Below are 14,351 nucleotides of genomic sequence, written 5' to 3'. Positions count from 1 at the left end.
TCATCAGGTTGGGCAAGACCCTATTGTCAGCCACAAGCGTTTCGATGGAAAAACGAATATTCTTGCTGCCGAGCAGCAACTATTTTGAGGCTGACAGTGCTTCGGGAATTGAAGACCTTTATTGCAGTTGCACGACATGGCACCTTTTCAGCGGCTGGGCAACAGGTTGGCCTGACGCAGTCGGCAGTCAGTGCACAAATGCGCCAGCTGGAACGTGATCTGGGCGTACGGCTCTTTGACCGGACCGGCCGCGCGGCGCTGCTTAATGCCTCCGGCCAACAGGCGCTCCCGTTGGCGGAACAGATCCTCTCGCTGTACGAGCAGATGGCGGCCCCCACAGATGTCGCCCACTGGCAGGGCGAACTAAAGATCGGTGCCATCGCCACGGTTCAAACCGGCGTGCTGCCCGAGGCACTGATGCGCTTTCGTCAGGACGCCCCCCAGGTAGACCTCAAGCTGATTCCTGGCGTCTCGCTGCAGCTCCTAGGCCGCGTGGACGCCGGCGAAATCGACCTGGCGCTATTGATCAAACCACCATTTGCCTTACCCAAGGAGCTGGATGAAATTCCGTTGGCCCAGGAGCCATTCGTGCTCATCACGCCCGCCACGTTGCCAGGCGACGATCCGCTGGCCTTATTGGCAACACAGCCCTTCGTTCGTTATGACCGAGGCTCCTTTGGTGGCCGACAGGTGAGCCGGTTCCTTCAAGAGCACCGGATTGCCGCTCGTGAAGCGCTAGAGCTTGATGAGCTGGAAGCTATCGTCAGAATGGTCGAGTATGGCCTGGGGGTGGCGTTGATTCCTCAGGCTGGTCTGCAGCTGGCTCAGGCGCGCGTGCGCACGCTTTCCCTAGGGCCGCTCACGTTTCACCGCGAGCTGGTCGCCATTTGCCGTCGGGGTCTGCGCAAGCAAGCGGCGCTGTCGTTCTTTCTGGAATGCGTAAAGGCGGCAAAAGGCTGATCAGAGCATACGCTCAAGGCCTACTGCACGCACGATCCAGGCGTTGAATCGGCGCCACAATCCGCCAGGCTCATGGTTCAGCTCATACAGTTTGCCGTCGCGCTCTTCCAGCCAGATCAGCTTGGTTGTTCCGTCGCGGTCGACCCGCTTCACCTGATAGCTGACACCCAAGGCCATACCATCGAGAATCAGCTGACGGACCCGGCCGGCAAGGGCAGGACTGTCTACCATGATGCCAACCTCGGTATTCCACAGGATAGAACGCGGGTCGAAATTGAAGGACCCGACAAAGGTATGCTCACGGTCAAGCACCATGGCTTTACTGTGCAGGCTGGAAGCCGACTGACCAAAGCTATAAGGCGAGGCATGCAGGCCTTTTTCCGGGCGGTTGCGCATTTCATAGAGCTTGATGCCCTGCTTGAGCAATTCGTCGCGGTACGGCGCGTATCCGCCATGAACAGCGGGAACGTCCGTCGCTTCCAGCGAGTTGGTCAGTACGCGAATATCTACCCCCTCGTGGGCTTTCTCACTCAAGTACTCCACCCCTGTCTGGGTTGGAACGAAATAGGCGGAGACCAGGAAAAGCTCCTTGTGCACGTCGTCAAGGCTGGGCATCAACTGAGTCGTCAGTAACAGGTTTCGGTCCGGCTCGCCCTCTGCCAACACTTTACGTGGCGCGTCCCAGAGCGCCTTGCCATTGGCCCAGGTCAGCTCATGAAGCCAACCCTCCATTTGCGGTGCAGTGTCGTAACGGCGCAATCGGTTGTAGAGCGCCGAATCCTTTACCCGCTCGCTGTCCAGATAGCGCTTGAGCCCTGTGCGCATTCGAGTCAGCGCGTGAGCTGTGGGCGGGCGGCGCAGAAAGCCTGTAATGGGCTGGCTGATCTCGCTGTTCCAGTATTGGTCGAAGCTTACACCGAGCTGATGGGCGACAGGACCCGCTCCAAGCAGGTCGAGGTCCGTGAAATTCATTTCGGGCTTGGCATCGAAATACTCATCCCCCAGGTTGCGACCGCCTACAATGGCTACGCTGTTATCGGCAAGCAGCAGCTTGTTATGCATGCGGCGATGCTGCTGCGACAGGTGCAGGAAGCGCCCCATGTAACGCGTAACGCCGGTACTGCGACCGATATGCAGCGGGTTGAAGACGCGAACTTCGATGTTGGGATGGGCTGCCAGTGCCGCCAGGGCATAGTCATTACCATCGCTGCTGGTGTCGTCAAGCAGGAAACGAATCCGCACACCACGGTCAGCAGCGGCCAGCAGCTCATTGACCAGCATGCGCGTGGTCACCCCATCGTGAACAATGTAGTACTGAATATCCAAACTGCGCTGGGCCATGCGGATCAGCTCGGCGCGAGCGGTAAAGGCGTCGGTGCTGGACTCCAGAAGGCGAAACCCTGATTGTCCGGGATGCTTGACGGCCTGCCGTTGAAGCACACTGTTGAGGTGCGTGCCGGCTGGCGCGAGCATGGAGGAGGGAGTTGGTGTCTGGACCTGAGCGCAACCCGTCAACAGGACGAAGGACAGCAGTAATAAACGGGCGTACACAGATTCCCTCCAGGTCGAATGCGTATCCCTTCGACGCTTGCGTTGCGGTTAAATTCAGAAGATCAGGGCAGAAGGCCATGATAAGACCGGCCTGTGCCTGTCATTTTGGCAGGCAGACCATTTGCTGGGAGTAATGCCCCTTTTCAGGCCCTTGCAGGACAAGGAGGCCTCTATGAGCCAAATCGCGGGCACGCCAGCCTAGAAAGGTATCCGTCGCGAAAAATCCTTCGTTGCGTATCATGACTTCGGCTATCACTCGTGCGAGCGGTTGCCATTCTGGCGTGCAATGCTGGAGGAGGATAGTGTCGACCGTTTCGTAGTCGCTGTACCAAAAACTACCGTCTAACCATCGCCTGATACTGGCCTTGGCTTCGACTGCCTCATGCCAGGCTTTAGCCAGATCCTGTTGCTGCTCGGGCAGGATGAGGACAGGGCTATACAGTTGCTTCAACAACTCAGGTGAGCATTGGCCAACCGCACGGCGAGTCTGTACATCGCTACGATGTGTTCCACATGGAACACTGTATAGCGCAACAGAAGAATCATGCAGAGCGGCAGCGATACGACAGAGCAAGAGTTGTTCGGAAGCACTGTCGCCGTGCCAGACAGTAATGGGGCGATTGCCTTGTGCTGCATGCTCAAGCCACGTGGCATCGTCCGCCAGTTGGCGGGAAAAGTCGGGAGCGGGAACATCGTCTGGCCAGACGGCCTCCCAGAATACCGACCGAACCGGACAGGGCGGCTGATGTACATCCACCAGCGGCCCTACGGCCAGATCGTCACGCATTATCCGTAGCGATGAAGTGGCCTCGGTATCAATCACCTGACGGACACCTTCAGCCGCGACATCACCACAGACAACGTGCCACATCAGTCAAGCTTGTCCTTCTTGAGCTTGGGATTCGGAAAGAACTGAGCCACCTTGACCTGAGCCGTGGCAGGCTTTGACTGCTTGGGCGCATTGACGCGCGTAGGCAATTCCTTGGGAACCGAATTGCCTCGCTCGTCCAGCGTATCCCCATAGCCACAGGAGGCGCACTCGCGATGCGGTACGCCATTCTCGTTCCACATCTTCATCGTGTCTACCGATTGGCAGGCGGGGCACACGGCCCCGGCGATGAAGCGTTTTACCGGTCCGCTCATGCAGCCTCCTCGGTAAGACCGGAGTGGCGTAGCAGCGCGTCGATGCTGGGCTCACGGCCGCGGAAGTCCACGAACAGCACCATCGGCTCAAGCGAACCACCACGAGCCAGGACGGCCTCACGGAAGGCGCGGCCGGTTTCAGCATTGAACACGCCTTCTTCCTCGAACTTGGAGAAGGCATCGGCTGACAGGACTTCCGCCCACTTGTAGCTGTAGTACCCCGCGGCATAACCGCCAGCAAAAATGTGGGCAAAGCTATTGGCGAAGCGGTTGTAGGCCGGCGGACGCATAACCGAAACTTCATCTCGGATGGATTCCAGCACGTCGAGTACGCTACGGCCATCGCCGTGGGTGGCATGCAGCTCGAAGTCGAAGAGCGAGAACTCCAGCTGACGCACCATCATCAGTCCAGACTGGAAGTTTTTCGCAGCCAGCATTTTGTCCAGGAGCTCCTGGGGCAGTGGCTCGCCGGTCTCGTAATGGCCGGAGATCAATGCCAGACCTTCCGGCTCCCAGCACCAGTTTTCCATGAACTGGCTCGGCAGCTCGACCGCATCCCATGCCACACCGTTGATGCCGGAAACACCTGCATGCTCAATGCGGGTCAACAGATGATGCAGGCCATGACCGAACTCGTGGAACAGGGTAGTCACTTCATCGTGGGTCAGCAGGGCAGGCTTGCCACCGCTGGCCGGAGTGAAGTTGCAGACAAGGTAGGCGATCGGGTTGATCAGCTCGCCCTGGGCATTGCGACGCTTGTCGCGAGCACCGTCCATCCAGGCACCGCCACGCTTGTTGGCACGGGCGTAGAGGTCGAAGAAGAAGCGCCCCACGTGCTTGCCGTTTTCGGTGATCTCGAACAGACGGACGTCCGGGTGCCATTTGTCGAAGCCATCCTTGATCTCGCTGATCTCGATACCGTAGAGCTTTTGCACCACAGCGAAGAGACCGGACAGTACCTTGTCGACCGGGAAGTAGGCGCGCAGCTCTTCCTGGGAAAGCGAATAGCGAGCCTGACGCAGCTTCTCGGCGAAGTAGCCGGTGTCCCAGCTCTTGAGATCAGTTACGCCCTGCTCAGCAGCAAAGGCCTTCAGCTGATCCAGATCGCGCTGGGCAAAAGGTTTGCTGCGCTGGGCCAGATCACGCAGGAAATTCAGGACCTGCTCGCTGGATTCAGCCATCTTGGTCGCCAGGGACAGCTCGGCATAATTGGCATAGCCCAGCAGGCGCGCCAGCTCCTGACGCAAGTCAAGAATCTCTTCCATCACCGGACCATTGTTGAACTGGCCGGCATTGGGGCCTTGGTCGGAGGCACGGGTGCAGTAAGCCGCATAGACTTCCTCACGCAGGGCACGGTCGTCGGCGTAGGTCATCACGGCGTAGTAGCTGGGAAATTCCAGATTGATCAGCCAGCCGTCGAGCCCTTTGGCCTGGGCGGCAGCGGCCATCTGGGCCTTGGCGGAATCTGGTAGCCCCGCCAAAGCAGATTCGTCAGTCACATGCTTGGTCCACGCCTGGGTAGCGTCCAACAATTGGTTGGAAAACTTGCTGGACAGCTCCGATTTGCGCGACTGGATCTCGCCGTAGCGCTTCTGCTGTTCAGGCGGCAGGTCGATACCCGACAAGCGGAAATCACGCAGGGCGTTGTCGAGAATCTTCTTCTGAGCAGCATCAAAGCCCTTGGCCTCTTCGCTTTCGGACAGCGTCTGGTAGGCCTCAAAAAGGTCCTTGTTCTGCCCGATCTCCGTGGAGTAAGCAGAAAGCTTGGGCAGGCAGGCCTCATAGGCCGTACGCAGCTCAGGATTGTTGCACACGGCATTGAGGTGGGTGACCGGGCTCCATGCCTGGCCCAGACGGTCGTTCAGCTCGTCGAACGCCACGACCAGACCTTGCCAGGTCGGGTTTTCCTTTTGGGTCTTCAGCAACTCGGCAATGGCGGCGCGGTTGTCTGCCAGGATCTGATCAATGGCCGGCTCGACAAATTCAGGCTTGATCGCGGAATAGGGTGGCAGATCGTAGGGCTGTAACAGAGGATTGCTGGCGCTCACGGTGTTCCCCTCAAGGATATATACGGGTAGCTTGAGCCCCACGCCGACCGGGATACGGCTATGCTGCCTCAAAGGACGCATTGGCCGGCTCTGCCCAGTCAACGAAAGGCTCTCAAAGAAGACTATATGGAGCCCATCTTAACCAGACTCAAGGCTCGCCTGATTAGAAAAGGTATCTATCGTGACCATTCGCACTTACCAGAATAAAACGCCCGTCCTGGGCGAACGCGCTTTTGTGGACGCCACCGCCGTGGTCATCGGTGACGTGGAGCTGGGCGTAGACAGCTCCGTCTGGCCGCTGACCGTGATTCGCGGCGACATGCACCGCGTGCGCATTGGTGCGCGTACCAGCATTCAGGACGGCAGCGTGCTGCACATCACCCACGCCGGCCCATACAACCCGGACGGCTATCCTCTGATCGTAGGCGATGATGTGACGGTCGGCCACAAGGTCACCCTGCACGGCTGCACCATCGGCAATCAGGTCCTGGTGGGGATGGGCAGCATCGTCATGGACGGGGCCGTGGTGGAGAGTCAGGTGATCATCGGTGCCGGTAGTCTGGTGCCGCCAGGCAAGACACTGGAAAGCGGGTTCCTGTATGTGGGCAGCCCGGTCAAGCAGGCGCGCCCGCTCACGGAAAAGGAGCGTAGCTTCTTTGAGTACAGCGCAGCCAACTACGTGAAGTTGAAGGATCAACACCTTGCCGAGGGCTACGACCAACGCGACGCCTGAGCCGCAGCGGCAATGGATTTACGGTTGGGAAGATAAAGAGCGCTTTGCCGGAGCACAGCGCTCTTCCTCCTATCAGCCAAGCCCTCAGGCGTCAGGGCTTGGCTGGTTGCTGGGCAAATGGTTACCGTGTGGCAGGGGCGACCGATCCGTGGCAGCAGTTTCGCTTGGCATGACCAGATAGGTACGTGGGTCGGCAATGGTGATACCCAGCTCGCGGAAGCGCTTGAGGATGCGGCGGTTGGTTTCGCGTTGCACACCCCAGCGGCCCTTGTCGATACACCGCATCTGACCCAGTACTGTCACCATGGAGCCGTCGACCGCGTCCACCCCCCAGACCTCCAGATCATTGATGATCAGATCCTTGAAGGCCGGGTCCTGTCGCATTTCCGCACCGATGGCTTTCAGCTCGTCAAAGACCTGATCGATGTCGGTGTTGTAGCCCACGTTGATACGAATAGACGCATTGCCGATTCCACGGTTGATATTGTTGACCGTCGAGACCGAACTGAACGGCACGATATGCAGCGAACCGTCACCGGCCCGGATACGTACCGTCCGAATCGACAGGTACTCTACCGTACCGGAGACGCCTGCCACGGTGACCCAGTCCCCCACCTGCATGGCGTTTTCCATCAGCAGGAAGATACCGGTAATGAAGTCCTGCACCAGTTTCTGCGAGCCGAAACCGACAGCCACACCGATAATACTGGCACCAGCCAGCAGCGGCGTGGTGTTGATACCGATCTGGCTGAGTGCTGTAAGGCCGACCACCAGCACGATAATGATGAGCAGGAAGCTGCGTAGCATGGGCAGGAGCGTACGCAGGCGCGCAGCCCGGACCAGATCCCCCTCGTTTGTCCACCGCGTCAGACGCCGCTGTACCGAGGCGTTGGCCGACTCCCAGACAACAATCGCCACAAGAGCCGCCACCAGGATCGTCAATACGGCAGAAAGCAGACTGCGCCCTATGGTGCCACTGGCAAACCAGCTCAGCGCGTCAAGGCCCCAGAGCTGAAACAGGACAATGACGGTGCACACGGTGATAGTCGCGGTGATCAACCGGCGGGCAAGCGGGTAATAACGATCAGCCAAGCGGCTGCGTACAGACGAGGCAGGCGTATTGCTCTCATCTGAAGGCGCGTCGGTCTTGGGTTGAAAAGCACGCCCTACTGCGCCCAGGACCAGGATCGCCAGCAGCCGCGCTGCAATGACCACCGCCCCTGATAGGGCAATAAAGTTGATCAGCTTGGGAAAGCCGTTCTCGACACCCAGCGCCCACACCACCCACAGCCCGATAACGAATGCTGCGGCAAAAAAGGCCCAGACGAGCGCTAGCCAGTTACGCAAGGCGGCCACCGGCCCGGTTGCCTCGGCAGGTGCTTCGATCAACGCACCGACCGGCTTGCGAACCTTGAAGATAAGCACGACCAGGCAGAGGTGAACCAGCAGCGAGAACAGTTTGACGATTGCCAGATGGCCCGCCCGGCCTGCGCCCAGCGCCTCGACTGCCTCAGCCAGGGCGATACCGAACGCCGCCAGCACAACGGTGAACCGTATCCAGGTTTCCAGAGTCCGGGCGATATCGGTTCTGACGCGGATGATGCGCATCCCGTGGCCTATCGGCGAGATCAGCAGGCGAACCACGGCCATGCAGACGCGCACTGTAACGTAGGCGCCCACGAAGCCCTGAACAACCGTCATGACGCTCTGTTCATCACCCGACAGCGCCCGCATGATCAGCGCCGCTGCACCAAAGAATAACGCCAGCGGCAACAGATCAAAGATTAGCGAGCCCAATGCATAGGGCAGGTGACGCAGGGTACTCCAATGCCCGCCCGGCATGGCGGCATGCCGGGGTGAAGCAGCTGTATCATGGCTAACGGTATCAGCAGTCGCCTGCTGTTGGGATTGGGCTGCGGAGTCGGAGGCGGTACTGGCAGGGCCACCCTTGGCGGCATTTGTCGCACCGACCGGTACGGCCTCGATCTGCTCGACGCCATCACGCGTCGTCTGTACCAGCGCCACCTCCTCGCTGGCCGGGCGAATACCGCCCACCTCGGCAGCGTTGGCAACAGCTGCCTGCTCGGCCTGTGCCCGTTCGGCCCGCGCCCTGGCCTGGGCCTGAGCCAGTCGCTGCCTTTCATCCCGCTCGGCCTGCTCGCGTCGGGCGCGTTCGTCTGCTTCTTCAGCATGCTGGATCAAGGCGCGTCGGGGTCTGCCCAACAGGTAGCGCAACCCCCATTCAAGGGCGAGGCCTACGCCGAAAACAATGGCCAGATCGACCAGCGCCTCGCTCAGGATATGCTTGCCCTGGTCACTGGCAGAATGGGTTCGTAACCACACCGGGAACGCCAGGGCGGCCTGTTTGATCTGGTGAAGCTGATCTTCCAGCCCATCGCCCCACCGACTGACCTGACGGAGCGTTCTGGCAATCAGACCGTTCGCTTCGATCGCCACGGCAGCAGGTGCTTCGGCAGGGGCAGCGGTATCGGCAGCAGTATCGTCCGCCAATTGATCATCGGACTTCGCTGCATCGGCGTCCTTGGCTGGAGCCGTGTCGGCAATCGCCTTGAGGGCCCGCACCGCCTCGGCGCGCTGCTGTTCATCCTGCAGTACGCTAACAGCGCGGCGAGCATCGCCTGGAGAAATGGTTTCATCAGCCGTTGCGGATTGATCGGCCGCCAGGGCGTGGCCTAGAGAAAGGATTAAAAGGAACGCAAGGCACACTCGTGAAATCTGTTTAGGCATGGCTCTCGAATCGGATGATGATATGTCTCGTACTCTGATCGTCATAGGACTGCTGATAGTTGCCGTCGGCCTGTTATGGCCCTGGATCGGACGGCTACCGCTGGGTCATTTACCGGGCGATATCGTGATCAAACGGGAGAACGTCTCGTTCTTTTTCCCTATCACCACCATGATTCTGATCAGTGCGGTGGTATCCGTTGTGCTGTGGCTGATCAATCGCTGAGCCCTGGCCGGACCGCCGGGGCTCAGTTCACTTACACCGCGCCCACCCCGGCCGGTGAGGCCGGCTCGGACGGGACGTTGCGATCCTTCACCACGGCGATGACCTTGCGCAGCCGAATCGGAATGGACTTGGCGGCAGGCACTTTGCTGCGCTCCGCGTAATGCCAGAGCGGAATCAGCGGATTGCATTCGGGGTAGTAGCCACCGCAACAGCCCTCAGGGATGTCGTACGGCGTCACCCGGAGTGGGCCGACTTCCCGGTGTACGCCATCATCCACCGCAGTAATGGCCTGGATCATGTCGCCTTCGGCCAGCCCGTGGCGGGCCATATCACGACGGTTCATGAGGATGACCGCCCGCGTCCCATAGACGCCGCGGAAGCGGTCGCTGTAGCCATAAACGGTGGTGTTGAACTGATCGTTACTGCGCAGCGTCATCAGCTGCAGCACGCCCTGCTTTTTGAGATCAGGCTCGATGTCATCATCAGGCGTGAGCTTGTCGGGAGTGATGAAGTTGGCCTTGCCGGTCTCGGTGGCCCACTTGCGCTCGGAGGCACCGAGTGGACGATGGAAACCGCCGGGCTCCAGCATCCGCACGTTGAAGTCATGGAAGATATCGGGATAGCTCTCGGCGATGGCGTCACGGATCAGACTGTAGTCGGCGACCCAGGCATCCCAGTCGAGCCGGGGATTGGGCTCCAGTGTTGCCTTGGCCAGTGCCGCCACGATGGCGGGCTCCGATAACAGATTAGGCGCCGCCGGCTTGGCAACGCCGCGCCAGGCCCGGATGCACCCTGTGCTGTCTTCGGTGGTATGGCGCTGTTCACCGGTGGCCTGCACATCGATTTCCGTTCGGCCCAGGCATGGCAGGATGTAGGATTTCTCACCGTGCACCAGATGGTTACGGTTGAGCTTGGTGGAAATCTGCACGGTAAGCCTGAGCTTGCGCCAAGCCGGCTCCATCAGCAGTGTTTCCGGAACGGCCCGTACAAAGTTGCCGCCCAAACCGATAAAGGCCTTTACCTTACCGCTGACAATGCCTTCGCACGCCTCGACGGTGTTCACGCCGTCATCCTGGGGCGCTTGGAAGCCGAACTGCTTCTTGAGGTTTTCCGCCGGGACGTGGCTGGCCTTCTCGGTGATTCCAACTGTACGCTGCCCTTGCACGTTCGAATGACCACGAACGGGCAGGATACCGGCGCCTTCCTTGCCCATGTTGCCGCGCAGCAGCAGCAAATTGACAAGCATCTGGATGTTCATTACGCCCTGGCGGTGCTGGGTAAGCCCCATGCCATATACGCCAATGACGCGCTCGCAGCGGGCATAGACCATTGCCGCCAGCTCCATGGCACTGCGGGTAAGGCCGGAACGACGCTCCAGCTCTTCCCAGGTATAGCTGCGAATCTTCGCTTCGAAAGCCTCCAGGCCATGGGTATGCTGTTCGATAAAGTCCACATCCAACACGCGTGGTTTCCCGGCGGCACGCGCCTGGTCGTCCATCTCGAACAGCTTTTTGCACATCCCGGCCATGGCCGCAATATCACCCCCAATGGCGACCTGATTGTAATGGGTGCTGATGGTGATTTCCTTGCCGGTCGCCATCTCGGTCGGGGACTGCGGGTTAGTAAATTTCTCCAGCCCGCGCTCACGGATCGGGTTAAAGGTAACGATAGGCGCGCCGCGCTGACGCGCCTCTTCAAGCTGGTGAAGCATGCGCGGACTGCTGGTACCGACGTTCTGACCGAAGAAAAACAGGCCGTCGGTTTTTTCCATGTCGTTAAGCGTCACAGTGGCCACCGGCACACCAATGCTTTCCGGCAGGGCGATGGAGGTGCTCTCGTGACACATGTTGGAGCTGTCGGGCAGGTTGTTTGTCCCATACATACGGGCAAACAGCTGGAACATGTAGGAGGTTTCCAGCGCCGCCCGGCCCGAGGTGTAGAACACCACGTCGTTCGGGTCGGCCATGGCCCTCAGTTCATCGCCAATCTCGCGAAAGGCAACGTCCCAGCGAATCGGCTCGTATCTATCCGTCTCGGCGTTCCAGCGTAGCGGATGAGTAAGCCGACCCTGTTGCTCAAGGTCGTAGTCACGCCAGTTGAGTAATTCCGTCACGGTATGCTGCGCGAAAAAATCAGGTCCGCAGCGGTTGCTGGTGTTTTCCCAGGCGGTGGCCTTGGCCCCGTTTTCGCAGAACTCAAAAGGGCGGGCCGGGTGGGGTTTGGCCCAGGCGCAGCTGACGCAGGCAAAGCCTTCGATCGGCTTGTTTTGCTTGAGTAGAAGAAGACCGGAGCCGACAGGCGACTTCTCACGGATCAGGATATTCGCGACTGAGAAAGCCGAACCCCAGCCACCAGAGGCTGACTTATAAGGCTTGAAACGAGGTTTGTTCACGCGTAGCTCCTTGCAGGCAGATGGCCGCTGACCTTGTCAGCTCACGGTTGGCCACATTCCAAAGCGAAAGGGCCCGGCGCCGGAGCGCCGGGGTACGGATGGATCAGGCCGCCATGCGCTCGCATTCTTCCGCGCAGCTCAGGCAAGCCTTGGCACAGGCTTGGCAGTGGTCCATGTCATGCTTGGCACACTCTTCACCGCAAGCACGGCAGGCCTTGGCGCACAGCGCACAAAACTCCTTGGCCAAAGGGCTCTCGCGCTGCATCAGCACCGCTGCCAGGGCGCACAGGTCGGCGCAGTCCCGGTCAAGCTGGATACAGCGCGCCATCATTTTCACGTCCTCTTCCCGTAGGCACGCCGATGCGCACATTTCGCAGACGAGGGCACAGTTGGAGCAGGCTTTGATGCAGGCGTCGTAAGCAGAAGTCGTCATGATCGTTCTCCGTTTGAAATAAGGGTTAATCGATGGGCTCAAACGGGCACGGCCTTGGGAGGTGGATCAGGCAGGGAGGGGTATACGGAGTGGTAGAAGGACGGCGCGTAAGGGTCCGAAGGAAGGGGGGCGCGGGCAAAGGTTAGTCGTACCGCAGCAGCCTGTGCCGGAACGCAGCAGCATGCCTTGACCATCAGGGTGTTCTGAGAGGCAGGAGAGGGCGACGAGTGGCGAACGTCAATCTGTTCGGCCTGCATGAAAGGGCACGGAGATGCGGGCGCACAGCATGCCTGGGCGTAGCCACTTCCAAGGAAGAAGCCCAGCAACAGCACCAGAAAGGAGGCGCGCATACCCATGCCTGTCGTCACCTGCTTGTACACGATACAGGTATGAACCGCAGGAGCCGCCCAAGGTTTCATTGCTGGGCAGGAAAGCTGGCGCTATACCATCAAGGGTGCGCTGCGGCGCAGGATTGCCTCATGCGCCACGCCCAGAGGCAGCGTGCCGTAGACATAACCGTGGCGCTCGCCCAACCGGCTGGCCAGAAAGGCATCGCTTACCTCATGGTTGCCCGCATCCAGCAGCAGACGCGCCTGGAGGGCCAGGGCGATGCTCTCCGTGACCTGTCGGGCGCGGTACGGCAGATCATCCTGCTTAGCCAAGGCGGCCTTCAACCGCGCTACATGGGTTTGCAACCGCACATCTCCACGGCCTTCATCCAGATGTTGGAACAGGACGGCTGCCACGTCCGGATCGCGTGACAGCGTACGAAGCACATCCAGACACTGCACATTGCCGGAGCCTTCCCAGATGGAGTTCACCGGCGCCTCGCGATATAACCGTGGCAGGAGGCTGTCCTCGATATAGCCCGCCCCGCCCAGGCACTCCTGCGCCTCGTTGATAAAGGCGGGGGCCCGCTTGCAGATCCAGTATTTGCCCACCGCCGTGGCCAGCCGCGCGAAGGCCCGTTCGCCCGTATCGTCCGGCTGATCCAGCGCTTGCGCCAGACGCAGCGTAAGTGCCAGGGCGGCCTCGCTTTCCAGGGCCAGATCAGCCAGAACATTTTGCATGAGCGGCTGCTCAATCAGCCGTTTGCCACTGACCTGCCGATGGGCGCAATGGTGCATGGCTTGCGTAAGCGCCTGCCGCATGAGCGAGCTGGAGCCAATCATGCAGTCGAAGCGGGTCATCCCCACCATGGTCAGGATATTCGCCACACCACGGCCTTCCTCACCGATCAGCCAGGCCAGCGCACCGCGGTATTCCACCTCGCTGGACGCATTAGAGCGGTTACCCAGCTTGTCCTTGAGGCGCTGGATGTGAAACTGATTGCGGCTGCCGTCCGGCCGGAAGCGCGGCAGCAGGAAGCACGAAAGCCCTTGGCCGGTCTGTGCCAGCGTCAGGAAGGCATCACACATGGGTGCCGAGCAGAACCACTTGTGGCCAACCAGTTCATAGGCCTCGCCCGGGCCAGGGGAGCCCACAGGGTGAGCCTGAGTGGTGTTGGCGCGCACATCAGTGCCGCCTTGCTTCTCGGTCATGGCCATGCCAAGTGTCACACCGCCCTTGGTCTCCATGGGCGCATGGGACGGATCGTAGACGCGCGCCGTGACCTTGGGAAGCCAGCGCGCAGCCAGCTCCGGCTGGTGCAACAGGGCCGGTACGCTGGCAAAGGTCATGGTCAGCGGGCAGCTCGTACCGGCTTCGGCCTGATTATGCAGGTACATGAGGCCTGCCCGTGCCACGTGCGCGCCAGGCTGCGGATCGGTCCATGGCAGGGAAGGGATACCGTGCTCGACGGCGGTACGCATCAGCTCGTGGTAGGCAGGGTGAAACTCGACCTGGTCGATACGATGACCGTACCGGTCATGGCTGTGAAATTCGGGGGGATACCGGTTCGCCAGAAAACCGGCCGCCATCAGAGTTCCTCCCGCCAGCGCCCCATAGACGCCGAGACGGTCATCCGCCCAACCACCGCGGTAGCGGTGTATCCACTCCTGAAGTGGCGTATCCAGCCGATAGAGGTTGACTCCCTCCAACGGCGGGACCTGATTAAACACCTCGTGCGTTTCGGCGAACTGACTCCACAACATGGCGACCGCTCCCTGACTAAGGTGGGT

12 protein-coding genes are annotated in these 14,351 nt (G+C 60.2%); 3 read left to right on the top strand and 9 right to left on the bottom strand.

Features of this window, described 5'->3' with window-relative positions:
- Window positions 1-96: 96 nt before the first annotated feature.
- On the top strand, window positions 97-960 hold the full coding sequence (locus tag AC4LF3_RS00450) for a LysR family transcriptional regulator (protein ID WP_491834597.1): 864 nt from the start codon (window positions 97-99) through the stop codon (window positions 958-960).
- Here AC4LF3_RS00450 and AC4LF3_RS00445 read toward each other — a convergent pair whose 3' ends face one another.
- From AC4LF3_RS00445 to prlC, 4 genes are all read right to left on the bottom strand, one after another.
- Window positions 961-2,511 (bottom strand): phospholipase D-like domain-containing protein, encoded by a 1,551-nt coding sequence (locus tag AC4LF3_RS00445; protein ID WP_074821104.1) that lies wholly within the window; start codon window positions 2,509-2,511, stop codon window positions 961-963.
- A 100-nt stretch (window positions 2,512-2,611) separates the two neighbouring features.
- A complete protein-coding gene (locus tag AC4LF3_RS00440) occupies window positions 2,612-3,382 on the bottom strand; it encodes a DUF1835 domain-containing protein (protein ID WP_491834596.1) in 771 nt (256 codons plus the stop codon).
- Window positions 3,382-3,654 carry a YheV family putative zinc ribbon protein gene (locus AC4LF3_RS00435; RefSeq protein WP_491834595.1) on the bottom strand — a complete coding sequence of 91 codons (273 nt, stop codon included), beginning with the start codon at window positions 3,652-3,654 and terminating at the stop codon, window positions 3,382-3,384. The genes AC4LF3_RS00440 and AC4LF3_RS00435 overlap by 1 nt, the downstream gene beginning before the upstream one ends.
- Entirely contained in the window at window positions 3,651-5,702 is a 2,052-nt protein-coding gene (gene prlC, locus AC4LF3_RS00430; protein WP_491836225.1) for an oligopeptidase A, read from the bottom strand. The genes AC4LF3_RS00435 and prlC overlap by 4 nt, the downstream gene beginning before the upstream one ends.
- Window positions 5,703-5,883: 181 nt before the next feature.
- Here prlC and AC4LF3_RS00425 point away from each other — a divergent pair, with 181 nt between their 5' ends.
- The gene (locus AC4LF3_RS00425) at window positions 5,884-6,435 is read left to right on the top strand and encodes a gamma carbonic anhydrase family protein (protein WP_491834594.1); all 552 of its coding nucleotides are present in this window, start codon (window positions 5,884-5,886) and stop codon (window positions 6,433-6,435) included.
- A gap of 84 nt (window positions 6,436-6,519) precedes the next feature.
- Here the strand turns inward: AC4LF3_RS00425 and AC4LF3_RS00420 are convergent, their stop codons facing one another.
- Complete coding sequence (locus tag AC4LF3_RS00420) at window positions 6,520-9,183, bottom strand: mechanosensitive ion channel family protein (RefSeq protein WP_491834593.1); 2,664 nt, start codon at window positions 9,181-9,183, stop codon at window positions 6,520-6,522.
- 22 nt (window positions 9,184-9,205) lie between these two features.
- On the opposite strand from AC4LF3_RS00420, the gene AC4LF3_RS00415 reads away from it, so the two are divergent.
- Window positions 9,206-9,406, top strand: coding sequence for a DUF2905 domain-containing protein (locus tag AC4LF3_RS00415; protein WP_219651370.1), 201 nt, complete (start codon window positions 9,206-9,208; stop codon window positions 9,404-9,406).
- Between the two features lie 31 nt (window positions 9,407-9,437).
- Here the strand turns inward: AC4LF3_RS00415 and AC4LF3_RS00410 are convergent, their stop codons facing one another.
- The 4 genes from AC4LF3_RS00410 to AC4LF3_RS00395 all read right to left on the bottom strand — a co-directional run bounded on the left by AC4LF3_RS00410 (window position 9,438) and on the right by AC4LF3_RS00395 (window position 14,324).
- Window positions 9,438-11,798 carry an FdhF/YdeP family oxidoreductase gene (locus AC4LF3_RS00410; RefSeq protein ID WP_312271237.1) on the bottom strand — a complete coding sequence of 787 codons (2,361 nt, stop codon included), beginning with the start codon at window positions 11,796-11,798 and terminating at the stop codon, window positions 9,438-9,440.
- Window positions 11,799-11,901: 103 nt separating this feature from the next.
- Window positions 11,902-12,231, bottom strand: coding sequence for a four-helix bundle copper-binding protein (locus AC4LF3_RS00405; RefSeq protein ID WP_010796424.1), 330 nt, complete (start codon window positions 12,229-12,231; stop codon window positions 11,902-11,904).
- 38 nt (window positions 12,232-12,269) lie between these two features.
- Window positions 12,270-12,581: a hypothetical protein gene (locus AC4LF3_RS00400; RefSeq protein ID WP_491834592.1), complete on the bottom strand. Its 312-nt coding sequence runs from the start codon at window positions 12,579-12,581 to the stop codon at window positions 12,270-12,272.
- Between the two features lie 90 nt (window positions 12,582-12,671).
- Complete coding sequence (locus AC4LF3_RS00395) at window positions 12,672-14,324, bottom strand: isovaleryl-CoA dehydrogenase (RefSeq protein WP_491834591.1); 1,653 nt, start codon at window positions 14,322-14,324, stop codon at window positions 12,672-12,674.
- Window positions 14,325-14,351: the final 27 nt, after the last annotated feature.

This window comes from Pseudomonas sp. C2.3V (genome assembly GCF_058536325.1).
This window is presented reverse-complemented; position numbering and strand designations above follow the sequence as displayed.